This window comes from Pseudarthrobacter cellobiosi, from assembly GCF_023913815.1.
Lineage (GTDB): Bacteria > Actinomycetota > Actinomycetes > Actinomycetales > Micrococcaceae > Arthrobacter > Arthrobacter cellobiosi.
Genome location: NZ_JAMXBK010000023.1, coordinates 218,562 through 242,453, shown reverse-complemented (window position 1 = coordinate 242,453; position 23,892 = coordinate 218,562). Strand labels below are relative to the sequence as shown.

The following is a 23,892-nucleotide window of genomic DNA, read 5'->3' as shown; positions in this document are numbered from 1 at the left end:
ACACTCCATCGGGTCCCCTACCGGGACACCCCTATGAAAGTAGAGCGGATGCACCATTCACCTTGGAAATTAGCGCTGGGAACAGCGGTATCTGCGGGGCTTATCGCCACTCCGTTGGCAGCGGTCCCCGCCTTCGCCGTCGACGCAGCACCTGCCGGCACTTCACCGGTTGTCATCAACGAGGCCTACCTGAGCGGCGGCAGTTCCGGCGCAGCGTACAAGAGTAAATTCGTTGAGCTCTACAACACCTCCGACGCCGCGGTGTCCCTGGACGGCTGGTCAGTCCAGTACCGTTCAGGCACCGGAACTGCGGCGCCCACCAGCGTGGCTGCCCTCACCGGTTCCATCCCTGCCAAGGGCCACTACCTCATCAAGGGCGGCAGCAACAACGGCGGGGTTGAGGGTGCAGACCTGCCGGCTCCGGATTTTGTGGCGACCTCCCTGAACTTCAGCGGCTCCGCCGGCACCATCGTCCTGGCGAAGCAGGCCACAGCCGCCACGCTCGCCACCGGCTCGGTTGTTGAACCGGCCGGCGTGGCAGACCTCCTCGGCTACGGTTCCTCCAACACCTTTGAAACGCAGGCCGCCGTAGCGCCCGCCAGCAACACCGACGTCAAGAGCCTGAACCGCAGTGCCGGGACGGACAGCAACAGCAACCGGGCAGACTTCACGCTGAACACCGCCGTCACGCCGACGGCGGCGGGCGGCACCGTGGATCCTGATCCGGATCCAACGCCGGACCCGGGCCCGGGCACCAAAACGATTGCCGAAATCCAGGGCACCGGTACGGCCAGTCCGCTGGCCGGCACTGCCGTGACAACACGCGGCAAAGTCACCGCGGCCTTCCCCACCGGCGGTTTCGCCGGCTACTACGTCCAGACCCCTGGTACCGGCGGCGACCTCACCCCGGCCAGCCACACGGCGTCGGACGCTGTTTTTGTCTACTCCCCTGCCACCGCAGGATCCGTGCAGATCGGCGACTTCGTGGAAGTCACCGGCACGGTGTCCGAGTTCTTCGGCATGACCCAGGTCAGCGTGGCGGATGCCGCCGGGCTGACCAAGCTCAGCGACGCCGCGGCCGAGGTGAAGGCCACCGTCTTCACGCTCCCGGCGGCCGAGTCCTTCCGCGAGGCACTTGAGGGCATGCTGCTGGCACCGCAAGGGCCGGTCACCGTCACCGACACCTACTCGCTGAACCAGTACGGCGAGATCGGCCTCTCCGGCGGGACCACCACGCTGGTGCAGCCCACCGCCGTCGCGCGTTACGGCTCGGCCGGATACCAGGCCGCCGTGGCGGACAACGCTGCCCGTGGCATCAAGCTCGACGACGGCTCCACCACCAATTTCCTCAAGGACGCCGCCACCAAGGCCCAGGTGCTGCCGTACCTGACGGCCGCGGACCCGGTCCGGGTGGGCTCGCCGGTGACGTTCGCTACCAACGTGGTGCTCAGCTACGCCAACAACGCCTGGAAGTTCCAGCCGCTGACCCATCTCACCGAGGTCAACAAGGGCACGGTCCAGCCGGCCAGCTTCGGCGCCACCCGGACCGAGGCTCCCGCCAGCGTGGGCGGCAACCTGAAGATCGCCTCCTTCAACGTGCTGAACTACTTCCCCACCACCGGCGACACCCTCACGGGCTGTTCCTTCTACAAGGACCGCGACGGCAACCCCATCACGGTCCAGGGCGGCTGCGATGCCCGCGGCGCGGCAAACGCGGAGAACTTCCTCCGCCAGCAGGACAAGATCGTCGCCGCGATCACCAAGACCGGCGCCGACGTGGTGTCCCTCATGGAAATTGAAAACTCCGCCCAGTTCGGCAAGGACCGCGACGACGCCCTGGCCAAACTGGTGGACGCCCTCAACATCGCGACCCCCGGCATCTGGGACTACGTGCGGACACCCGCCAACGCTCCCCCGCTGGCGGACGAGGACATGATCCGCACCGCGTTCATTTTCAAGAAGGCCGCGGCTGAACCTGTGGAAGAGTCCATCATCCACAACGACACCGTCGCCTTCGCCAACGCCCGCAAGCCGCTGGCGCAGGTGTTCAAGCCGGTAGGCGCCGGGGACGACAAGAAGTTCATCGCCATCGCCAACCACTTCAAGTCCAAGGGTTCGGCAGCAACGCCGGATGACACGGACAAGGGCCAGGGCGCGTCCAACCTCGCCCGCACCGCCCAGGCCAAGTCGCTCCTGGACTTCGCCGCCGGGCTGCAGGCAACCAAGGGCACGGACAAGGTTTTCCTGATCGGCGACTTCAACTCCTACGCCCAGGAAGACCCGATGAATGTCTTCACGGACGCCGGCTACGTCAACCAGGACGGCAAAGCGAAGAACGCCGACGGCTCCGCGAAGCACTCCTACCTTTTCGGCGGACTGGTGGGTTCGCTGGACCACATCCTGGCCTCCCCGGGCGCTGATGCAGTGGTCACCGGTGCGGACATCTGGAACATCAACTCCGTAGAGTCCGTGGCGCTGGAGTACAGCAGGTATAACAACAACGTGACCAACTACTATGCGCCGGACCAGTACCGCGCCAGCGACCACGATCCTGTGGTGGTGGGCCTGGACCTGCCTGCCGGCCCGGTCACGCCGGCCAGTGTTGAGCTGAACTTCCTGGGCATCAACGATTTCCATGGCCGCATCGACACCAACACGGTGCTGTTCGCCGGCACCATCGAGAAGCTGCGCGCCGCCGCCCCCGGGGCCACGGCCTTCCTGTCGGCCGGCGACAACATCGGGGCATCACTGTTCGCCTCGGCTGTTGCCAAGGACCAGCCCACCATCGATGTGCTGAACGCGCTGGAGCTGGACGCTTCCGCCGTGGGCAACCACGAGTTCGACGGCGGCTGGGCGGACCTGCGCGACCGCGTCATCGCGGGCGGCACCAACGCCACGTTCCCGCTGCTCGCGGCGAACGTATACAAAAAGGGGACCACCGAACCGGTCCTGCCGGAATACACGGTGCTGGACATGGACGGAGTGAAGGTGGCCGTCATCGGCACCGTCACCCAGGAAGTCCCGTCCCTGGTGACGCCCGCCGGGATCGCCGATCTTGAATTCGGCGATCCCGTGGACGCCATCAACCGCGTGACTGCCAAAATCACGTCGGAGAACCTCGCCGACGTGATCATCGCGGAAAACCACGACGGCGCCGGGTCAGGGACGCCGGACGGCGCCACCCTCGAGCAGGAAGTGGCAGCGGGCGGCCCGTTCGCGAAGCTGGTCACCGAAACCTCGGCCGACGTGGACGCCATCTTCACCGGCCACACACACAAGGAATACGCCTGGAACGCACCGGTCCCCGGGACCGACAAAAAGACCCGTCCGATTGTCCAGACCGGCAATTACGGCGAGAACATCGGCCAGATCCAGCTCACGGTGGATACGGCCACCATGGAAGTCACCGCCTCGAAGGCCGGGAACGTCAAGAGGACCACAGATGCCGCCGCCGGCCTCGTAGCCGCTTACCCGCGGGTTGCAGCGGTAGATGCCATTGTGCAGAGGGCCCTGGCCGACGCCGCCGCGATCGGAAACCAGCCGGTGGGTGCGCTGACCGCTGATATCACCACAGCGTTCACCGCGGACCCCGCCGGCGGACCCGCCAAGCGCGATGACCGTGCCAGCGAATCCACGCTGGGCAATCTGGTGGCCGACTCACTGTTGGAGTCGCTCCAGCCTACTGAGCTGGGCGCCGCGGAAATCGGCGTCGTCAATCCCGGCGGCCTCCGCAATGAGCTGTACTACGCCCCGGACGGCACCATCACCTACGCGGAGGCCAACTCGGTCCTGCCGTTTGTGAACAACCTGTGGACCACGTCCCTGACCGGTGCGCAGTTCAAGGCACTCCTGGAGCAGCAGTGGCAGACCAATGCTGACGGCACGGTCCCCAGCCGCGCCTACCAGCAGCTGGGCCTGTCCAAGAACGTCAACTACACGTACGACGCAACCCGCGCCGCCGGTGACCGGATCACCTCCATCCGGGTGGCCGGTGCCCTGATCGATCCGGCGAAGTCCTACCGGATCGGGACGTTCAGCTTCCTGACCACCGGTGGCGACAACTTCCGGGTCTTCAAGGACGGCACCGGCACCAAGGATTCGGGTCTGGTGGACCGGGACGCCTGGATCAGGTACCTGCAGGCCCACAACCCCGTGTCGCCGGACTTCGCCCGGCGGACGGTGGCCGTAGTGAACACCACGGCAGCCGAGGTCAAGGCCGGGGACGCCATCACCCTGGCGGTTTCCAAACTGGACCTCACCTCGCTGGGCAGCCCGATCAATACCTCCCTGGCTGCGGTGTTCACCGACAGCGCCGGGACCGTGACGGGCTTCGGCACCATCCCGGTTTCTGCGGGCGCTGCCGCCATGAATCTCGTCGTTCCTGCTGGTGCTGCCGCGGGGACCGGAACCCTGACGCTCACGGCCGCCGAGTCCGGCACCGTGGTGAAGGCTGCTGTCCAGGTCGCTGCCAGCGGACCGGTGCCGCCGGTCTGCACGGCACCGGTACCGCCCACCAAGTGGTACGACGTCCTGGGGTGGATCCGTTACGGCGTTGCCTGGATCCAGTACCAGCACTGCCTGCGCGGCTAAGCGCGGGTCAGTATTAACCAGAGGTGCCCCGCCCCGACTGAATCAGCTGGGGAGGGGCACCTTCGCTTTCCCCGAGTTTTGTCCAGATAATCCGGTTTCCCGGCGGCTCAGAGGCCATTATCTGGACAAAAACTCTCGGGGTGGGTCGGGGTGGGGGCGTCAGGCGGGCTGCGGCACCCGCTCAAAGGAGTTGGCCGGGACGGCCAGCCCAAAGTGCCCCCGCAGCGTGCGCCCGGTGTATTCGCGCCGGAACAGCCCGCGGTCCTGGAGGATGGGAACCACATGGTCCACAAAGATGTCCAGGCCGGCGGGCAGCACGGGCGGCATGATGTTGAACCCGTCGGCGGCGCCGGACTGGAACCAGTGCTGGATGGCATCGGCCACCTGCTCCGGCGTTCCCGCGAAGGTACGGTGCCCGCGGCCCCCGCCGAGCCGGCCGATGAGCTGCCGGACAGTCAGGTGTTCGCTGCGGGCGAGGTTCACCACCAGCGTGTAGCGGCTCTTGGCGCCCTCGATCTCGTCCTCCGACGGGAGGTCGGCCGGCAGCTGGCCATCCAGTTTCAGGGATTCCGGCGAGACGCGGAGCAGATTGGCCAACTGCCGTACCGCGTGCTCCGGCAGTATCAGCTCGTCCAGCTCCCGTTCCAGCTTGAGGGCCTCAGCCTCAGTGGCGCCGATGACCGGAACAATCCCCGGCAGGATCTTGATGGACCGCGGGTCCCGGCCCGCCGCCGTCGTCCGTCTTTTCAGGTCGGCGTAGAAGTCCTGGGCAGCCGCCAGGGTCTGGTGCGCCGTGAAGACCGCCTCCGCGTACCGCGCCGCAAAGTCCTTGCCGTTCTCGGAAGAGCCGGCCTGGACAATCACCGGGTGCCCCTGGCCGGATCTGGGCACATCCAGGCCGCCCTCCACCTGGAAATGCGGGCCTTGGTGGTTCACCGGATGCACGCGCGAACTGTCCGCCCAGACGCCGGCGTCCTTGTCCGCCACCACGGCGCCATCCTCCCAGCTGTCCCAGAGCTTCTTGGCCACATCCAGGAATTCCGCAGCCCGCTCGTACCGCTGCGAGTGGGCGGGCTGGCCGGCGAGGGAGAAGTTCCTGGCGGCCGCGTCTCCCGCCGTGGTCACCACGTTCCAGCCCGTCCTGCCGCCGCTGATGTGGTCTACGGAGGCGAAGCGCCGCGCCAGGTTGTACGGCTCGTTGTAGGTCGTGGAGGCGGTGGCGATCAGGCCGATCCGCTCCGTGACGGCTGCGATGGCGGCGAGCAACACGGTGGGTTCGAGGCTGCCGTACGGCCGCTGGGCCACGTTTCCGTGCAGCACCGGGGAATCGGCGAAGAAGATCGAGTCCAGCTTGCCGCGCTCTGCCGTCTGGGCCAGCCGCTGGAAGTGGGCAACGTCCGTGCCGGCGAAGCTGTTGCTCTCCGGCAGCCGCCACGACGCCTCGTGGTGGCCGGTGCTCATCAGGAAGGCGTTCAGGTGCAGCTGCCTGGAGCCTCCCGCCGTGGCACTCACGCTCGAACCTCGGCTGCTTCGCGGGCAACTGCCTCAGGAACGACGACGGTCTCGGAGTATGTGGACGAGTCGCCCTTGATGGACGTGCTGCTGCGCCCATCCACGCCCCGGGGAAGGTCACCGGCGATGGTCACGCGATTGAGCTGGCGGGGCTGGCCGTCGTAGTTGTCCGGGGCGTAGTGCTGCGTGATGCGGTTGTCGAACAGGACCAGCTGGTTCGGCTCCCAGTTCACGCGCACCACGTTCTCCGGGCGGGTGACGTAGGCCTGCAGGAGGCGCAGGATGTCCTTGGACTCGGTGTTGGAGAGGCCAACAATCCGCAGCCGCTGCGCGAAGCCCCCAATGAACAATCCGCGCTCGCCGGTCAGCGGGTGGACCCGCACTACAGGGTGGGCGGATTCGAAGTGGATCCTGGTGAACTCCTTGCGCCGTTCGTCGGCGTTGGCGTGTTCCAGGTTCTTGGGCACGGAGTAGTCGTAGTCGTTGGTGTGGATGGCCCAGAGGGTGTCGGTGAAGTTCCGCAGCTCCTCCGGCAGGTCCTGGTAGGCCCCGGCCGATGACGCGATCAGGGTCTCCCCGCCGTAGCCCGGCAGGGTGATGCTGCGCAGGGTGGAGGCCTGCGGCGGATTGACCACAAAGGTCACGTCGGTGTGCCAGTTGTTGGCACTGCCGTTTTCGCTGTCCACCGGCAGGACCGCGGGTTTTCCGTCCACGGAGGCCACCGTGGGGTGGGCCTTGGTGAGCGGACCGAAGCGGCTGGCGAAACGCACCTGGTCTTCGTCAGTGCGGATGTTCGCTTCCCGGAAGACCAGGGCCTTGTGCATGTTCAGGGCGTCCCGGAGCTGCGCCACGGTGGGGACTATCTCATTAACGGTGTATCCGGCGGTTTCTTTTAGTAGCTTTCAGCTGCCGGGAATCGGTCGCTGAAAGTGATGGCGAAGGCGTTCAAAGCGGGCTTCCAACGCACGGCCCATCGGGTCTTGCCGGCACCGGTCGGATCGAGGGATCTGGTGACCAGATACAGGCACTTTAGCGCAGCCTGCTCGATGGGGAAATGACCGCGTGCTTTGACGGCGCGCCGGTACCTGGCGTTGAGCGATTCGATGGCGTTGGTCGAGCAGATCACGCGCCGGATTTCCACGTCGTAGTCCAGGAAGGGGGTGAACTCTTCCCACGCGTTCTCCCAGAGCCGCACGATCGCCCCGTATTTCTTGCCCCAGCGCTCCGTGAGCTCCTCAAACGCCGCCCGCGCGGCCGCGGCATTCGGCGCCGTGTAAATGGGCTTCACGTCCCGTTTGGGGGCGTCCCAGTCCTTCTTCGAAGCCAGCCGGAAGGTGTTCCGGATCAGGTGGATAATGCAGGTCTGCACGGTCGTCAGCGGCCACACATTCGTCACGGCTTCGGGCAGGCCTTTGAGGCCGTCGCAGACCAGGAAGAAGGTGTCCTTCACGCCGCGGTTCCTGATGTCGGTGAGTACGCTCATCCAGAATTTCGCGCCCTCGCCGCCGGTGCCGGCCCAGAGTCCGAGGATGTCTTTCTCCCCATCGAGGGTGACGCCGATGGCGGCGTAGATGGGGCGGTTGGCGACCTGCCCGTCGCGGATCTTGACCACGATGGCGTCGATGAAGATCGCCGCGTAGACCTCGTCCAGCGGCCGGTTCTGCCAGGTGGCCATCTCCTCGAGCACCCTGTCGGTGATCCGGGAGACCGTCTCCTTGGACACGGACGCGCCGTAGATCTCGGCGAAATGGGCGCTGATTTCTCCCGTGGTCAGGCCCTTGGCGTAGAGCGAGAGGACAATCTCATCGACCCCGGTCAGGCGGCGCTGGCGCTTCTTGACGATGACCGGCTCGAACGTCCCGGCCCGGTCCCGCGGCACGTCCACCTGTACGGGTCCGGTGGTCTCCGTCAGCACCGTTTTCGGGCGAACCCCGTTGCGGGAGTTGGCAGTCTGTTTGCCGGCCATATCGTGCTTTTCATATCCGAGGTGCTCGGTCATTTCCTCATCGAGCGCGGTCTCGATCACGGTCTTCGTCAGCTGCTTGAGCAGACCATCGGGACCGGTCAGGGACAGGCCCTGCTCCTTCGCCATTCTGACAAGCTCGCGGGCAGCGTCAGCCTCGGATATTTCTGTCTTCTTCTCAACGGTTTTCGTACTCGGCACAGCCTCAAGTGTTGCGGCCATATCGGCCTCCTCCCCGCCAGGCTTACCGCCCGGCGTGTCGAGCCGGATACACCATTATTTCCACAGTCCCGGAATAGGAGCGCACGAATGTGCGGTTGAGCATGCCGGGCTTCGGGTTAGTGGCTGTGCGACGTGTGGGTGTCGGGTGCGGGCGCTGCGGGGGCGTCCGTTGGCTTGTCGCGGGTGCGATCTTCGCTGGTCGGAGCCTCCGCGGGTGCCTGCGACGGTGCCGGCGTGGAGTCGTGGCTGTGGCTCTCGGAGTCGAGAGTGCTTGCGAGGGCGGACATGCCGAACCACGTCAGCGCGGCGACCAACACGACACCTGCGGCAAACGGGCTGACCAGGTGGCGCAGGCCGCCCTTGGCGTCCTTGGCGATGAACGCGACGTACGACATCAGCAGGCCGATCGGAGTCATCCAGGCGCTGCGCTCGGGGAACTGTTCGAAGTGCTGGATGCCACCGCCGACCAGGCCGACGCCGAAGGAGAGCAGGAGCGAGAACGCGACGAGCGAGATGGCCCGGCTCAGCGGCGGGCGCTCATCGACGAGCACGAACTCGTTGACGATGGTGCCGAGGAGGAACACGAACGCACCGACGACGCAGATGATCGTGTACAGGCCCGGGTTGACCGGATAGTGCACGACGGCGCCGGCGATAAGGGCCGCGCCTATGAAGTAGAGCATCGCGCCGATGTAGCGCGAGTAGAGCGAGGGAGTCCGTTTCGCGAGCTCTGCCTCATAGGAGGCAACGTCTTCGCGGCTGAGGTCGTTCTGAACGGTCATGTCTGGTGAGTCTTTCGTTTTCGGGCAGCAGGCAGCCGTAGCTCCGATACCGGAGGTTGGTGCAGCGTGGCGCTGCGCGTGCTGCTCAGCAGGGCAGAATTGAGCGTCATGTCTCATTTCCTTGGAAGTGGGGCTTGGCCGGACACTCTAAACAGATGGGACACGCCACCGGCCTTTAGTGGTTTGTTAGCCTGCGCGGACGAAGGTGACGGCACCCTTGGACGTCATCCACGTAAGGGGGTGGACTGCGGTTTCGTTCTTGCCGTTCAGGCCTGAGCTGAGGACCTGGCCGTTGCCGACGTAAATTCCTACGTGGCCAGGCTGCATGACCATGTCACCGGGCTGGGGGTCGGTGACCACGGTGCCGTAGTTCATGAACTGCATTGGACCCAGGTCCCCGACGGGGATGCCAGCGGCATTGAGGGCGTTTTCGACCAGCCGCGTGCAGTCCTGGATCATGCCGATCTGAGCGTAGGCGGAGGACACCATGATGGAGTTAGTGTCACCAGCTGCGGGGGCGGGAGCCGGAGCGGGCGCAGGCGGGGTGACGGTGACTTTGGCCGAGGCGGGTGCAGGGGTCGTTACGGCGGCCGCGGGTACCGCGGCCGCCGCGGTTTCCACGACAGGCTTCGGGGCTTCCGCTACGGGAGCGGGCGTGGTTTCCACGACCGGGCGCTCGAAGGAAATCTGGATGGTGGCATCGGCGGTCAGTGGGGCCTGTACCTGGCTTGCGACCTCGAGGTTGGCGGCCGGTTCAGCTTCGCGCTGGGCGGGAGCGTCGGCTGCCTGGGCGGCAGCAATACCACTGGTCAGCACGAGACCGGAAGCCGCTGCGAAGACGGCGGCCTGGCGGCCTGCGCCGCCGGCATTCGCGGTAACGGACTTGGTCAGTGCGGCAAGAGTGCTGGTCTGGGGGACCGCGCGGCGGCGGCCGTGAGTTTTGCGCATGGGCATGTAAGGGCCTCTCCCACTGCCTGCGAGGTTAGCTGTCGGATTCGGGTGGGAGGCACCCGGCCGCGTCAGGCGCAAAAGTGCACCAGGCACGGCTTCACCCCAAGACCTGCCAGAAGCAGGCCAATAATGGGTTCCCCGTCTCTGCCGGACGAAAAGCGAACGGATCCCGGGCAGCGGCAGAGTTAGGCAATCTGTTCGGGAGTGCCGCCTCAAGGAGAAACCGGCACGACTTACCGTACTTCAGACCAGCAATGTTTGTCACATTCCGATAACGGCGTGTCCGCCGTGGCACGGGATGCGCACTTGCTCTTTATACCCGGCCGGGGTATAGGATGCGTTTTCTTGGGTTGTCAGTGACATGGAAGTCCGGGCTGGTGTTGCCGTACCCGCTTGCACGGCCGTTCACCCCCCAGTACACCCTCGATTCTTCCTCAAGAGATAGAGCCGGGCTTCCCCTTGTTTCTTCCGCTGCCGGGTGCGGCTGCTGCTCAACCGGAGCTTCTTCGGCACCGGCAGTGGTATCCAGTGGCAGCACAGTCGAGTTTGCTGTTGAAGGGCTGACGTGCGGGCATTGCGTCCAGACCGTTAAAAAGGCTGTAGCGGCCGTTGACGGTGTCGAGTCCGCCTTTGTGGATCTCGTGTCCGGCGGGTCGTTCCCGGGTGATTGTCTACGGTATGGCCGAGAGCTTTGCTGTGTGTGAGGCCGTGACCTCCGCCGGCTACACGCTTTCCAGCAATTGACATCAAGGCCCCTGGCAGAAGACCGGTTAGGCGAGCGGGGTGTCTTTTGACGGGGCGAACGCGTCCCCGGCGCTGGACCTGTTCTGTCTACGACGTTTTGGCTGCTGTCCTGTCGGATTGTACGTGTCCGCTCCGGCCCGCCTAGCCCCTCCTTCGTCGGGGCCTGCGCCGCACGAATTTCCCTGCGGCGCTCCTTCGTCGCTGATTTCACCTGGGAATTTCCCGCCCCTTGCCCTGCGGGTAGACAGGCCTCCGTCGGCCACAGCTCCGCAAGCTTCGCCAGCAGCCAAAAATACGGGGGGAGAGGGGACGCTGGCCGGTCACCACGAGCCGCCCCGCCCACCGGCAAAACAACTTGGTCGGCGCCCGCACCCGTTTCCAGCCGCTTGACAGACATAGAAGCGTCGGGGGAAGTGAGGACGAATATTTCGTTGCGGCGGGGATCCTCAGTGTCCCAGGATCGCGTGCGCGATTTCGTCGGCGTCGCGGAGTGTCCGCTGCCCGCTGGCGTACGTGGGGCCGCCCGGCTGGAGCGCTTCCGCGGCGATGGCAGTGCCCCACTGGGTGGCCGAGAGCTGCAGGCCCAGCACATAGAGACCCTCGGTGACCGAGCCGTTGGCCGCCACCGGCCGGTACGGGTGCGGCGCAACGTCCAGCCCGGTGGCCTGCACCGGCGCACCTTCCGCCGTCATCATCAGCCGGGGCCGTACCATCCCGTCGGCGAGGAGCTGTTCCAGCAGCGGTGAGTCGTTCGCGGACACGCGGTTGGCCGGCGCAAGGGCCTCCACCATGGTCTTCGCCGCCACCGGCGGGCCGTTCACCCAGGGTGAGGCGGCGGTAAAGCGGCCTGTCCGGCGGTCCACGCCGAACCGGGGGTCGGGACCCACAAAACTGACCACGCCGGCGCGCGCCAGGGCAGCCAGCTGTTCAGAGCGCAGCGCGGGCGGCCCGCTGGCCAGGCCCTCCACAAACGACTCAAACCAGCCACGCAGGCCGGCCACCCAGGACTCATCGGTGATGCCGCCGTCGGCCACTGCCGTTTTCAGCACCGCGCGTCCATGATGCAGGGCGCCGATGGCCATCTTCACCGGATCCTCCTCGCCCAGGGCGGAGCGGCGGGCGTCATCAAGCAGGTACTCGACGACGGCGGCATCCAGTTCGGCACGTGATCCGAAAGACCTGCCCGCAAGCGGGGACGCGAGGCCCCGCAGATCCAGCCGGTGCCGCGGGCCGACGTGCACGGCCAGGACGCTCTCCACCGCGGCCTCCCAGTTGGCGGCGCTGTGGGCATGCGGGCGCAGCGCCTCCTCCAGCGCGGCCAGGAACGCGGACGCGTCAGGGACGGCCGCCGGCTGCGAGCGCACCAAGGTGGCGTAATAGGCCCAGAGGGTGTCGCGGTGCAGCAGGGGCCAGAGATCGTGGTCGAAACCCGGGCGGATCCCGGTGGCCGCGAACCGCTCCAGCGCGGCCACGGTCAGGTACCGCAGGGTGACCGACGCCGGGTAGTAGCCGGCCAGCGCGGCCTTGGCCCGGTACGGGGTGCCGCGGCGGGACGCGGCAATGATGAGCGGCTCCTGGCCGGACGGCTGATACTCAAGCCGGGGTCCGGCGTCGATGAATTTTCCGCCGCGGCCTTCCGTGAGCTGGCCCATCGCGTCGAAGAAGTTCAGCCCCATGCCCCGGACCAGGACTGGTTCGCCGGCCGGAATCGCGGCCCAGTCGACGTCCGCCGGGACCGCTGGCGGGAAGTAGCTCAGGCCCAGCTGTGCGGCCGATGCCTGGAGTTCCCGCTGCTCAGGGTTAAGCCGGGACGAAAGGTGCCCTAGTGCCAGGACCACGGAATCGACCTTGAGCGAACCGCCGCCGGCGAGTCCGACGTCGAACGTTCCGGTGCTTGGGGTTGTCTCGCCTGGGGTGCTGTCCCCTTGCGTCCTGGGTGTTCCGTCGCCCGACGGCCGCACCGAGACGGCGGTCGTTTCGTGGAAACTGACGGTGACGCCGTCGGGCAGCTTTTCCGTCAACTCATCCAGCGTGCAGCGCAGGTAGCGGCCGTACAGCGCCCGGCTGGGGAAGTCCCGCGATCCCAAGGCAGCCAGTTCGGACCGCTCGTCCAGCGTCAGGACCTGCATCGGCTCACGCTGCTGCCGGGCACGCCAGCGGTCGAACGTGGTGCCCGCGACGGGCGGCGCCAGCCGGGTGTCCTCAGGGATGACCGTGGGATAAAAGGACTGGGTGTTCATGAGGTACAGCCGGGACTGTCCGGGCTGCCACACGTGCCCCGGACCCGCCGGATAGGGGTCGATGACGTCGATATGGAGAGATGCTTGGCCGGAGTGGGCAGCAGCGTGGGCGGCGGCGTGTGCGAGCAGGCGCTCCAGCACACTGGTTCCCCGCGGTCCGGCGCCGATGATGGCTGTCCGGATGCTCTTCGATTTACCCACGGCATCCAGAGTATCGGCATGCGCCGCAGGCACTTGACTTGCTTGCGGCGCGAAAATGTTGTTTGGATGGGGCGCATGACCACCACTGCAGCTGATCAAACGCCCGGTTCATCGCCCGCCCCCGAACCCACTGATGAGAACGTCTGGCTGGAGGAGATCTACGGCGAGGCACCGCTTGCCTGGGTCCGGGAGCAGAACGCCCGCACCGAGGACCTTTTGGAGGACGCCGATTACGTAGGCCTGGAAGGAAGCATCCTGGAGGTGCTGGACTCCACGGACCGGATCGCCATGGTGGGCAAGCGCGGCGAGTGGTACTACAACTTCTGGAAGGACCAGGCGAACCCGAAGGGGCTGTGGCGCCGCACCACCTGGGAAAGCTACCTGACGGATTCCCCCGCCTGGGACGTGCTGCTGGATGTGGATGCCCTCGCCGCCGCCGAAGGTGAGGAGTGGGTCTTCCACGGTGCCACGTTCCTGCGCCCCGCCGCTGGCGACCCGTACCGCCTCGCGCTGCTGGCGCTCTCCCCCGACGGCGGCGACGCCAGCCGCTACCGCGAGTTCGACGTCGGGACCCGCACTTTTGTTGACCCGGCCGACGGCGGCTTCGACCTGCCGACGGCGAAGGGGAACGTCTCGTGGCTGGATGCGGACACGCTGCTGGTCGCCTCCACGGCCGGGGACCTGCCGCGGACCGCATCCTCGTATGCCCGGACGGCTATCACCCTGCGACGCGGCGAGGCCCTCTCCGCGGCTGCCCGGCTTTTTGAGGTGCCGGAGGACCACATGATGGCCGTGGTGGCGCACGATTCCACTCCCGGTTTTGAGCGCACGTTCGCTGTGGACTACATCGACTTCTACAACCGCAGCACGTTCATCCGCTGGGACGACGCGTGGCTCGAGATCGATGCGCCGACAGATGTTAACCTCAGTGCGCACCGCGAGTGGCTCCTATTCCGGCCGCAGCAGGACTGGTCAGTTGAGGGCACTACATACCCCGCCGGGTCCTTGTTGGCCGCGAAGTTCGAGGACTACCTTGCGGGGGCGCGAGATCTCTTTGTGCTGTTTACGCCGGATGCGCACACTTCGCTGCAGTCTTGGAGCTGGACGCGGAATTTCCTGCTGCTGAACCTGCTGCGGGACGTCTCGTCAGAGATCCGGGTGCTGGATCCCTCTGTTCCCGGCGTTGCGGCCGACGGGGGCGCGTCCGACGGGGCTGCGGCCGACGGGGGTGCCTGGGCTTCGTCGCTGCTGGATGCCTGCCCGCCGCTGCACGACGTCAACGCCTACGCGGTGGACGACGAAGATGAAGGACCGGCCGACGGCGGTGCGGGCGACGACTTCTGGCTGGTCGCCACCGGATTCACCACCCCCAGCACACTGATGCGCGGAAGCCTCACGCGGGATCCTGCCGGGACCGCTGACTCCGGCGGGGGCGTTGCCGGGACGGCTGGCGTGGTGAGCAGCCATGCGGCAGTCAAGGCGTCGCCGTCGTTCTTTGATGACGACAAGTACGAGGTGCAGCAGCACTTCGCCGTGTCCGCGGACGGCACCCGGGTCCCGTACTTCCAGGTGGCCTCGCGGGACCTGGTCCTGGACGGGCAGAACCCCACGCAGCTCTCCGGCTACGGCGGCTTTGAGGTTTCCCGGACGCCTGCGTACAGCGGAACTGTCGGCAGGGCTTGGCTGGAACGCAGGACCGCCACCCCCGGCGGGCCCGGCGAGGCAGCGCACTCCCGCGGCGGTGTCTACGTGGTGGCCAACATCCGCGGCGGCGGAGAATACGGGCCGTCCTGGCACCGGGCCGCGCTGAAGGAAAACCGCCACCGCGCCTTCGAGGACTTCGCGGCCGTGGCGCAGCACCTCGTCTCCCGTGGCGTCACGTCCCGGGAGCGGCTTGGCTGCGTGGGCGGTTCCAACGGCGGGCTGCTGGTGGGCAACATGCTCACCAGTTACCCGGAGCTCTTCGGGGCTATCTCCTGTGGCGTGCCGCTGCTGGACATGAGGCGCTACACGAGGCTCTCCGCCGGGCACTCCTGGATCGCCGAATACGGCGACCCGGACGTGGCTGCGGAATGGGAGTACATCAAGACGTTCTCGCCGTACCACCTACTCAAGGACGGCGTGGAGTACCCCGAAACATTTATCTGGACGGCCACGTCGGACGACAGGGTGGGACCGGTCCAGGCCCGCAAAATGGCTGCCCGGATGCAGGCGATGGGCATCCCGAACGTCTGGTTCCACGAGGCGCTGGAAGGCGGCCACGCCGGAGCTTCGGACAACCGCCAGGCCGCCGCGCTGCAGGCCCGAAGCCAGCACTTCCTGTGGCGGACGCTGGCAGGCGGATGAGCGTAGCGGCCAGTCCTGGCAACAGACCTACCGTGGATTGATGTCCGACGCCTTTCTGGCTGCCCTGAAACCGGCCGACCGACTGGCGATGTGGTGTCAGCTGCTGCTTGCCTCAGAGCCGGCGGCGTGCGTGGCGTGCGCGGACGGCTCAGTGGTGGGGTTCTCGCAACCCGCGCAGTGCCGCAAGGGGACCTTGATCAGGACCTGCCTTCTTCGGGGAGCCTGGAGCTGTGGGGACTCTATCTGCTTCAGTCCCATTCTACGAACGGCTGGGATTCGCTCCGGACGGGGCCGAGGACCGTGTGGCCGAGTGGGAAGACCTTCACGAAATCAGGATGATCCGCTCCGGTTGATCCGCTGATGGTTTGGGTATTCTGCGCAGGTATGTTCGCCGGGCGAGCAGCGCCCCTGACGCTGTGTGCTGGGGCTGAGACAAGCGTTCGGTGGCCGTTTTGCACTGCGTGCCCCATTCTGCGTATCCTTGGTGGGCTAGTAATAGCCATTGGAGACGTGCCAGAGCGGCCGAATGGGCTTCACTGCTAATGAAGTGTGGGGCACAACTCCACCGGGGGTTCAAATCCCCCCGTCTCCGCGTTTGGCCCCGGTCCTGGACCGGGGCCTTTTGCGTACCCAGGGCACCTGCGTTTATGCCACGAACCCCAACTAGGTAGCAGTAACTGTCGTTATGAGCGCTCATAACGACAGTTACTGCTACCTAGTTTGGTGGGTGGCGGGGTGGGGCGTGCGGGAGCCCGGGTGTGGTGCGGGCATGGAAGCAGGGCGTGGTGCGCGTGGGCTGGGCTGGCGGTCCGGGGTGCGGACGTCGGAGGCTCCATCCGGGCCCGCAGTGGCAGGATGGTGGAATGGCAGCACGCAACGCCCCGGAGACGGAAACCAGCCCAAGCCAGGCGTGGAATCCACGCCTGGCGCTACTGGTGGCTGCCACATTCTTTATGGAGTTCCTGGACGGCACCATCCTCACCACCGCCATCCCCAACATCGCCAGCGACTTTGGCGTTCCAGCCGCCGACGTGAACATCACCATGACGGCCTACCTCATGACCGTGGCCATGGGAATCCCGCTCAGCGGCTGGCTTGCAGAACGCGTGGGGGCCCGCAAAGTATTCTGCTTCGCGATTGCCCTGTTCACACTGGCTTCATTGGCCTGCGCCGTCAGCCCCGACCTGACCGTGCTGACGCTGAGCCGGATCCTGCAGGGCGCCGGTGGAGCCATGATGGTTCCTGTCGGCACCCTCCTGGTACTGCGCGGCACACCCAAATCGGAGCTCCTGCGGGCCACAGCCTTCCTGGTGTGGCCGGCGCTGCTGGCGCCCGTACTGGCGCCGCTGGTGGGCGGCGCCCTGACAACCTACCTGTCGTGGCACTGGATCTTCCTCATCAATTTGCCACTGGGTGCGGCCGCCTTCATCGCCGCACTCAGTCTCGTTCCAGCCGGCGCCGGAGACAGGGCACGCAGGCTCGACTGGCTAGGCCTGCTCCTCACCACCACCGGCGTCGGTGCCCTGGTAGTGGGCCTGGAACTGGCCACCGCCCACCCCGACGGTCCATGGGCAGCTATCAGCGCTGCTGCAGGGGTATGCGCCCTCGCGGCCGCCGTGCTGTGGATGAGACGGGCCAAAAACCCTCTCTTTGATCTCAGTGTTTTTTCCACCCGCACATTCCGGGCCATGGCCACCGGCGGGTTCGTCTACCGCCTGACCATCAGTTCGGTGCCGTTCCTCCTGCCCCTAATGTTCCAGACCGGTTTCGGCTGGTCACCGCTGCACGCCGGAATCATGGTGGCGGCCGTGTTCATCGGCAACATCGGCATCAAACCGGCCACCACGCCGCTGATCCGGCGTTTCGGTTTCCGGGCCATGCTGGTCTTCGGCTCCCTGGCATCGGCGGTGACCTTCGCCCTGTGCGCCCTGCTCACGCCGGACACGCCGCAGGCACTGATCTTCGCCCTGCTGGTGTGCAGCGGGGCTTTTCGCTCCATCGGTTTCTCGGCCTACGCGTCGGTGCAGTACGCGGACATCGCACCGGCCCAGCTGACATCGGCCAATTCCGTGTCAGCGACCCTGGTTCAGCTCGCCGCAGGCGCCGGCATCGCCGTTGGCGCTTTGCTGATCAGGATTTTCGACGGCGTGGCGGCCTTCCCCGCGGATCACGCGGGCCCCTTCCGCGGAGCCTTCCTCACCATGGCCGTCCTGATGCTCTTCAGTACGGCAGACAGCCTGTCACTCCACCGGCACGCCGGCGCAGAGGTCAGCCGGCCTGGGCAAGCACGAGCGGAAGAACAGCCCCCGCGCCCGCCTGGCGCAGGGCACGTCCAGCAACGGTAACGGTCCACCGGCTGTCCACGAGGTCGTCGATCAGCATCACGCCCTGGCCTCGAAGTGATGCCATGGCCGCTTCCAATTCCGGACCCACCACCACACGGTCCCAAACGCCCGCCAGCCGGTACGCACTGTTGCCGCCACGGCTTCCAGTGGGTCCGCCATGTCCCAAGTCCAGCTCGCCAAGGTAGGGGATCCTGCCGATTTCCGAAATTCCCTGGGCAAGGGACCGGACCAGTTCGGGCTTGCTGCGGGAAGGCATGCTGACGATCGCGGCCGGCCGTCCTGCACCGCTCCAGCCTTGGTTCCGGCCGTCACCGGTAGCCCATTCCCGCAGGACCTGGACACAGGCCTGGAGCATGGCAGGATCCACCGGACGGTCTGCGGCGCCGGCCGCAAAGAGTTCCCGCAGCGCCCCGCCCCAGCCGAGATCGGTAAGCCTGGCCAGCACGCGGCCGTCCGCCAGTCCTTCGTCTGGCTTGATCTTGCCCTTGACCGGAACGCCCAGGCGGTCCATGCCGCTGGGCCACTGCAGCCGTGCCTCCAGGACACCGCCGGCGCGGGTGAGCGTCTGGCCCGCCGCTGCAGTGGCGTCGTCGGCGATATCGGCCCGGAACCAGCGGCCCGCGCAGTTATCGCACTTCCCGCAGGCGTGCGCGGTCTCGTCATCGAGGACCGAGGTGATGTATTCCATCCGGCACCCGGCGGTGTCCTGGTAGATCACCATGGAGTCCTGCTCGTCCACCCTGGCCTCGGCGATCCGGCGGTAACGCTCGGCGTCGTAGATCCAGGGCTGGCCGGTGGAACGCCACCCGCCGCCGACACGTTCCACGGCGCCATCCACGGCCAGGACCTTCAGCAGCAGCTCCAGCGGGGTGCGGCGGAGGTCAACCCGGGCCTCCAACGCAACCGTTGACACGGCAGTTCCGGCTTCAGCCAACGCTGTCAGGACCGCTGTGGCTTTCTCCTCGGACGGCATGGAGGCGGTGGCGAAGTACTGCCAGATATCCCGGTCTTCAGAACCTGGCAGCAACAGCACGTCTGCGTTCGCCGCGCCACGGCCCGCGCGGCCCACCTGCTGGTAGTACGCCACTGGGGAGGACGGTGCCCCGAGGTGGACGACGAAGCCAAGGTCCGGTTTGTCGAAGCCCATGCCGAGCGCCGAGGTGGCCACCAGTGCCTTGACCTGGTTGTCCTTGAGCATCTGCTCTGCGCGCTCCCGGTCCGCGGGATCGGTCCTGCCGGTGTAGGCCTGAACTGTGTGCCCGGCTTCGGCGAGAAGCCGGGCGGTGTCCTCCGCGGCGGAGACTGTCAGCGTGTAGATGATGCCGCTGCCGGGCAGATCGGCCAGGTGCGTCAGGAGCCAGCCCAGCCGTTCGCGGGAATTCGGGAGTGCGAGGACGCCCAGGCGCAGGGAATCCCGGCCAAGGGTTCCGCGGATGGTGAGGACGCCCGCGCCCAGCTGTTCCTCGATATCGTGGACCACGCGCGAGTTGGCCGTGGCAGTGGTGGCTAGGACAGGAACGGACTCCGGCAGCTGCGTGATCAGGTCAGCGATCCGGCGGTAGTCCGGCCGGAAGTCATGGCCCCAGTCGGAAATACAGTGGGCTTCATCAATCACCAAGAGGCCCGTCCGCCGGATGAGCTCCGGCAGCTGGTTCTCACGGAAGGACGGGTTGGTGAGCCGTTCCGGCGAAACCAGCAGCACGTCGACTTCATCGGCGGCGAGCTGTTCCCGGACGGTGTCCCAGTCCAGCTGGTTCGCCGAGTTGATGGCCACGGCACGTACTCCGGCGCGGGCGGCGGCAGCCACCTGGTCCCGCATCAGGGCAAGCAGCGGCGAAACGATCAGGGTGGGGCCGGCGCCGCGGCGCCGGAGCAGAAGGGACGCCACAAAGTACACGGCCGATTTTCCCCAACCGGTGCGCTGGACCACCAAAGCCCGCCGGCCGCCGTCGACCAGTGCTTCAATCGCCTCAAACTGTCCGTCGTGGAAATCCGCCGCCGGATGCCCCACAAGTTCGCGGAGAACCTCCAGCGCCTGGCTTTTTGTGGCGGGCGGTGAGTCAGGGGAAACGGAAAGAAGGGCGGCGTTCTGGGTATCGACCATTGATTCAGTATCCCAGCCCCCACCGACACCCATAAAGCCGGGACCTCCGTATGTGGACAACCGGGAACGTCCGCGGGTCCACGTAAGATAAGACCCGTGACTAGCGAACAGACAAAGACTTTTGACCTCTCGGCATCCTTCAAGGCCTACGACGTCCGGGGCATCGTGGGCGAATCCATCACCGCTGAAATCGTCGAAGCCGTGGGCGCCGCGTTCGTTGATGTGCTGGAACTGGAGGGCCAGACGATCCTGGTAGGCGGCGACATGCGTCCCTCCTCCCCCGAGTTCGCCAAGGCCTTCGCCGACGGCGCAGCCACCCGCGGCGCCGACGTCAAGCTCCTTGACCTGATCTCCACCGACGAGCTCTACTACGCCTGCGGTTCCCTCAACGCTGCCGGAGCCACGTTCACCGCCAGCCACAACCCCGCCGAATACAACGGCATCAAAATGTCGAAGCCCGGCGCGCAGCCCATCTCCTCCGAATCCGGCCTCAAAGAGATCCAGGCCCTCGCCGAGAAGTACCTCAACGAAGGCTCCATCCCCGCGGCCCCCGCCCGCGGCCTGATCGGTGTCCACGACGTCCTGAAGGACTACTCCGAGTACCTCCGCCAGCTGGTGGACCTCTCCGGATCCCGGCCGCTCAAGGTAGTTGTGGACGCAGGCAACGGCATGGCCGGCCTCACCACCCCGGCGGTGCTGGGCGACGCCCTGCTGCCCAAGCTGCCCTTCGAGATCATTCCCCTCTACTTCGAGCTGGACGGTTCCTTCCCGAACCACCCGGCCAACCCCCTCGAGCCGGAGAACCTCCGAGACCTGCAGGCCGCCGTCATTGAGCACGGCGCCGATATCGGCCTGGCATTCGACGGCGACGCCGACCGCTGCTTCGTCATCGACGAAAATGGTGAGCCGATGTCGCCATCAGCCGTCACCGGTATGGTGGCACGCCGCGAAATCGCCCGCGCCCAGGCGCAGGGCGAGGCAAGGCCCACCGTCATCCACAACCTGCTCACCTCCCGTGCAGTGCCCGAACTGGTAGAGCACGACGGCGGCCGCGCCGTCCGCACGCGCGTGGGCCACTCGTTCATCAAGGCAGTCATGGCCGAGGAAGGTGCAGTGTTCGGCGGCGAGCACTCTGCCCACTTCTACTTCCGCGACTTCTGGAACGCAGACACCGGGATGCTGGCGGCAATGCACGTGCTCGCTGCCCTCGGCGAGCAGGACGTACCGCTGTCCGAGCTCGGCCGCGAGTACGAGCCCTATGTCTCCTCCGGTGAGATCAACTCCGAAATCGAGGACAAGGCCGGCGCCGTAGAGCGCGTCCGCACCGACTTCGCCGCCGAGGACATCACCGTGGACACCATGGACGGCAGCACATTCACGGCCAATGACGGCAGCTTCTGGTTCAACCTGCGCCCGTCCAACACCGAGCCCTTCCTCCGCCTGAACGTGGAAGCAACGGACCGGGCCACGATGGAACGCGTCCGCGACCGCGTGCTCTCCAATGTCAGGCGCTAAACCGAAGATGGCCCACGAAGCCACGGACGGCACGGCCGCGGTAGCTTCGTGGCGGGATTCCGTTCCGGAGGCCTCCGCCACGGACCTGGAAAACCTGCTGGGCACAGGCGTCGGCGCAGCCCAGGAACAACTCGAGCGAAACGGCGGCTTCCTGCCCTTCGCACTGGTAGTGGAGAACGACGGCGAGGTCCGGCTGGTGGCTGTCACGCCGGCTGATGCCCAAGACGGCTCTGACGGTGACTTCGACGCGGACACGATGATCAGCGACCTCACCGAACTGCTCCGGCAGAACCGGGCTGATTTCCGCGCGGCCGCTATTGTCTGCGACATCCTCTTGGTGGAGGAAGAAATAGATGCCATCCATGTAGCCGCTGAACACCGCGACGGATCCGTCTTCGCCGCGGTCCTCCCCTACGCCGCCAACACCGGGACCCACGAATGGGAGTTTGGCCAGCTCGCCGCTGACACCAGCGAACCCACCGTCTGGGTGGACTAGACCTCCACTGGGTTGATGACATGAAGATCAATGCCTTCGCGGATGTGAGCCTGCGGGCCATGATGGTGCTGTCCGCAGCCCCTGACGGCAACCTGCTGACCACGCAGAGCATCGCCGACGCCGTGGGCACCCCGTACAACCACGTCAGCAAGGCCATGGCAAAGCTCCGTGAACTTGGCGTGATCGACGTCGAACGCGGCCGCAACGGCGGCTCCAGGCTCAACGACGCCGGACGCAAGGCCACCGTGGGCCAGTTGCTGCGGCTCCTGAACACCCGGGTGGATCCAGCGGACTGCCATTCATTGAACGGCGACTGCCCACTCATCAACGAATGCCGGCTTCGCGGCGCCCTCTCGCGCGCCCGGGAAGCCTTTTACCGGGAACTCGACGACATCGTGGTGTCCACCCTTCCCGGATCCCGCCAGATGGCGCCCGTATTCCAGGCGATCGGGCTCCGCCCGGGGCTCTGACTCCCGGCTCCCCTGCAGCCCGGGCATTTCCGGATCCGTAGTCCCCAATTTTGATATCTCTTCTACGAAGTGTAGAACTTAAGTATAAATACTTGTATTTCAAATACATGTATTGACCGCGGTCCGGATGTACGCCCCGGGCCCCTACCTCAGGAGTACGCATGCTCTCGGACAAATCCCGCCCCGTCATTGAGGCCACCCTCCCGTTGGTCGGTTCCCGGATCGGCGAAATCACCCCCAAGTTCTATGCACGGCTGTTCGCCGCCCACCCGGAACTGTTGGATGGCCTGTTCAGCCGCTCCAACCAGCGCTCGGGCAACCAGCAGCAGGCGCTGGCCGGAAGCATCGCCGCTTTCGCCACGCACCTGGTCAACAACCCGGGCACCCTCCCCGAAACCGTGCTTTCCCGCATCGCGCACCGGCACGCGTCGCTCGGCATCACCGAGCCCCAGTACCAGGTGGTCTACGAGCACCTCTTCGCGGCCATCGCGGAGGACTTGGCCGAGGTCATCACCCCGGAGATCGCCGAGGCCTGGACCGAGGTGTACTGGCTGATGGCCGATGCCCTGATCAAGATCGAAAAGGGCCTCTACGCCGCACAGGCCAACGGCACGATGTGGAGCCCCTGGAAGATCGCCGCCAAGACCCCCGCCGGCACTGGCTCGATAACCTTCACCCTGGAACCGGCCGACGACACCCCCATCACTCCCGCCCTGCCCGGCCAGTACGTCAGCGTCAAGGTCACCCTCCCGGACGGGCTGCGCCAGGTCCGCCAGTATTCGCTCTCCGGCGACGCCGGCACGAGCCGCAGCTTCACCACCAAGAAGGACGACGGCGGCGAAGTCTCGCCCGTGCTGCACGACACCGTCCAGGTGGGCGACGTCCTCGAAATCTCCAACCCCTACGGTGAAATCACGCTCAAGGAAGGCGAGGGCCCGGTGGTCCTGGCCTCCGCCGGCATTGGCTGCACGCCCACCGCGTCCATCCTGCGCTCCCTCGCGGAAGCCGGCTCGGACCGCCAGGTCCTGGTCCTGCACGCGGAAAGCGATCTGGAGTCCTGGGCGCTGCGCTCCCAGATGACGGACGACGTCGAACGCCTCGAGGGTGCCGACCTCCAGCTGTGGCTCGAGCAGCCCGAGCCAGGCACCAAGGCGGGATTTATGTCCCTGCGCGAAGTGGACCTGCCGGCCAACGCGTCGCTGTACCTCTGCGGACCACTGCCGTTTATGAAGCACATCCGCAACGAGGCCATCAACGCCGGCATCCCGGCCACGAAGATCCACTACGAAGTCTTCGGCCCGGACATCTGGCTGGCCAGCTGAATCAATTGGTGGGCCCACACCGGCAGGGTTCCCTGGCCGAGCTTGCGAGGCTAGGGGCCGGTGGGGACGACGGCGGCCCCGCACCTTTC

At 66.4% G+C, this 23,892-nt stretch carries 14 protein-coding genes, 1 tRNA gene, 1 pseudogene and 1 riboswitch; of the genes and pseudogenes, 9 read left to right on the top strand and 7 right to left on the bottom strand.

What is annotated here, in order from left to right; genetic code table 11:
• The first annotated feature begins 48 nt into the window (after window positions 1-48).
• A complete protein-coding gene (locus NG701_RS10225; RefSeq protein ID WP_252567100.1) occupies window positions 49-4,590 on the top strand; it encodes an ExeM/NucH family extracellular endonuclease in 4,542 nt (1,513 codons plus the stop codon).
• 159 nt (window positions 4,591-4,749) lie between these two features.
• Here NG701_RS10225 and NG701_RS10220 read toward each other — a convergent pair whose 3' ends face one another.
• The 5 genes and pseudogenes from NG701_RS10220 to NG701_RS10200 all read right to left on the bottom strand — a co-directional run bounded on the left by NG701_RS10220 (window position 4,750) and on the right by NG701_RS10200 (window position 10,023).
• On the bottom strand, window positions 4,750-6,102 hold the full coding sequence (locus NG701_RS10220) for an LLM class flavin-dependent oxidoreductase (protein ID WP_308291938.1): 1,353 nt from the start codon (window positions 6,100-6,102) through the stop codon (window positions 4,750-4,752).
• Window positions 6,099-6,956: pseudogene (locus tag NG701_RS10215) on the bottom strand (TauD/TfdA dioxygenase family protein); the annotation flags it as partial. The pseudogene NG701_RS10215 and the gene NG701_RS10220, both read right to left, overlap by 4 nt.
• A gap of 38 nt (window positions 6,957-6,994) precedes the next feature.
• Window positions 6,995-8,287 carry an IS256 family transposase gene (locus NG701_RS10210; RefSeq protein WP_252567098.1) on the bottom strand — a complete coding sequence of 431 codons (1,293 nt, stop codon included), beginning with the start codon at window positions 8,285-8,287 and terminating at the stop codon, window positions 6,995-6,997.
• A 116-nt stretch (window positions 8,288-8,403) separates the two neighbouring features.
• Window positions 8,404-9,186, bottom strand: a complete 783-nt coding sequence (locus tag NG701_RS10205) for a hypothetical protein (protein ID WP_252567096.1) — start codon at window positions 9,184-9,186, stop codon at window positions 8,404-8,406.
• Between the two features lie 69 nt (window positions 9,187-9,255).
• Window positions 9,256-10,023, bottom strand: coding sequence for an NlpC/P60 family protein (locus tag NG701_RS10200; protein ID WP_252567094.1), 768 nt, complete (start codon window positions 10,021-10,023; stop codon window positions 9,256-9,258).
• A gap of 3 nt (window positions 10,024-10,026) precedes the next feature.
• Window positions 10,027-10,222: riboswitch (cyclic di-AMP (ydaO/yuaA leader) on the bottom strand.
• Between the two features lie 133 nt (window positions 10,223-10,355).
• Between NG701_RS10200 and NG701_RS21375 the strand changes: the two genes are divergently transcribed.
• Window positions 10,356-10,724 carry a heavy-metal-associated domain-containing protein gene (locus tag NG701_RS21375; protein WP_374208675.1) on the top strand — a complete coding sequence of 123 codons (369 nt, stop codon included), beginning with the start codon at window positions 10,356-10,358 and terminating at the stop codon, window positions 10,722-10,724.
• Between the two features lie 486 nt (window positions 10,725-11,210).
• On the opposite strand, the gene NG701_RS10195 is transcribed toward NG701_RS21375, so the two are convergent.
• Complete coding sequence (locus NG701_RS10195; RefSeq protein ID WP_252567092.1) at window positions 11,211-13,205, bottom strand: FAD/NAD(P)-binding protein; 1,995 nt, start codon at window positions 13,203-13,205, stop codon at window positions 11,211-11,213.
• 75 nt (window positions 13,206-13,280) lie between these two features.
• Between NG701_RS10195 and NG701_RS10190 the strand changes: the two genes are divergently transcribed.
• The 3 genes from NG701_RS10190 (at window position 13,281) to NG701_RS10180 (ending at window position 17,896) form a co-directional block, all read left to right on the top strand.
• Window positions 13,281-15,551: a prolyl oligopeptidase family serine peptidase gene (locus NG701_RS10190; protein WP_252567090.1), complete on the top strand. Its 2,271-nt coding sequence runs from the start codon at window positions 13,281-13,283 to the stop codon at window positions 15,549-15,551.
• A 504-nt stretch (window positions 15,552-16,055) separates the two neighbouring features.
• Window positions 16,056-16,143: transfer RNA gene (locus NG701_RS10185), tRNA-Ser, on the top strand.
• Window positions 16,144-16,414: 271 nt separating this feature from the next.
• Window positions 16,415-17,896 (top strand): MFS transporter, encoded by a 1,482-nt coding sequence (locus NG701_RS10180; protein ID WP_252567088.1) that lies wholly within the window; start codon window positions 16,415-16,417, stop codon window positions 17,894-17,896.
• On the opposite strand, the gene NG701_RS10175 is transcribed toward NG701_RS10180, so the two are convergent.
• Window positions 17,820-20,000, bottom strand: a complete 2,181-nt coding sequence (locus tag NG701_RS10175) for a RecQ family ATP-dependent DNA helicase (RefSeq protein ID WP_252567086.1) — start codon at window positions 19,998-20,000, stop codon at window positions 17,820-17,822. The genes NG701_RS10180 and NG701_RS10175 overlap by 77 nt on opposite strands.
• Window positions 20,001-20,096: 96 nt before the next feature.
• Here NG701_RS10175 and NG701_RS10170 point away from each other — a divergent pair, with 96 nt between their 5' ends.
• The 4 genes from NG701_RS10170 (at window position 20,097) to NG701_RS10155 (ending at window position 23,803) form a co-directional block, all read left to right on the top strand.
• The gene (locus NG701_RS10170; protein WP_252567084.1) at window positions 20,097-21,515 is read left to right on the top strand and encodes a phosphomannomutase/phosphoglucomutase; all 1,419 of its coding nucleotides are present in this window, start codon (window positions 20,097-20,099) and stop codon (window positions 21,513-21,515) included.
• Between the two features lie 7 nt (window positions 21,516-21,522).
• A complete protein-coding gene (locus NG701_RS10165; protein WP_252567082.1) occupies window positions 21,523-22,011 on the top strand; it encodes a hypothetical protein in 489 nt (162 codons plus the stop codon).
• Between the two features lie 20 nt (window positions 22,012-22,031).
• Window positions 22,032-22,481 (top strand): RrF2 family transcriptional regulator, encoded by a 450-nt coding sequence (locus tag NG701_RS10160; protein WP_104173963.1) that lies wholly within the window; start codon window positions 22,032-22,034, stop codon window positions 22,479-22,481.
• 161 nt (window positions 22,482-22,642) lie between these two features.
• The gene (locus NG701_RS10155) at window positions 22,643-23,803 is read left to right on the top strand and encodes a globin domain-containing protein (protein ID WP_252567080.1); all 1,161 of its coding nucleotides are present in this window, start codon (window positions 22,643-22,645) and stop codon (window positions 23,801-23,803) included.
• The last annotated feature ends 89 nt before the right edge of the window (window positions 23,804-23,892 follow it).

Coding starts and splice junctions, on each gene's coding strand:
- NG701_RS10200 (WP_252567094.1), bottom strand. CDS start 10,023: ATGCCCATGCGCAAAACTCACGGCCGCCGCCGCGCGGTCCCCCAGACC.
- NG701_RS10210 (WP_252567098.1), bottom strand. CDS start 8,287: ATGGCCGCAACACTTGAGGCTGTGCCGAGTACGAAAACCGTTGAGAAG.
- NG701_RS10225 (WP_252567100.1), top strand. CDS start 49: ATGCACCATTCACCTTGGAAATTAGCGCTGGGAACAGCGGTATCTGCG.
- NG701_RS21375 (WP_374208675.1), top strand. CDS start 10,356: ATGCGTTTTCTTGGGTTGTCAGTGACATGGAAGTCCGGGCTGGTGTTG.
- NG701_RS10190 (WP_252567090.1), top strand. CDS start 13,281: ATGACCACCACTGCAGCTGATCAAACGCCCGGTTCATCGCCCGCCCCC.
- NG701_RS10180 (WP_252567088.1), top strand. CDS start 16,415: ATGGCAGCACGCAACGCCCCGGAGACGGAAACCAGCCCAAGCCAGGCG.
- NG701_RS10155 (WP_252567080.1), top strand. CDS start 22,643: ATGCTCTCGGACAAATCCCGCCCCGTCATTGAGGCCACCCTCCCGTTG.
- NG701_RS10160 (WP_104173963.1), top strand. CDS start 22,032: ATGAAGATCAATGCCTTCGCGGATGTGAGCCTGCGGGCCATGATGGTG.
- NG701_RS10165 (WP_252567082.1), top strand. CDS start 21,523: ATGGCCCACGAAGCCACGGACGGCACGGCCGCGGTAGCTTCGTGGCGG.
- NG701_RS10205 (WP_252567096.1), bottom strand. CDS start 9,186: ATGAGACATGACGCTCAATTCTGCCCTGCTGAGCAGCACGCGCAGCGC.
- NG701_RS10175 (WP_252567086.1), bottom strand. CDS start 20,000: ATGGTCGATACCCAGAACGCCGCCCTTCTTTCCGTTTCCCCTGACTCA.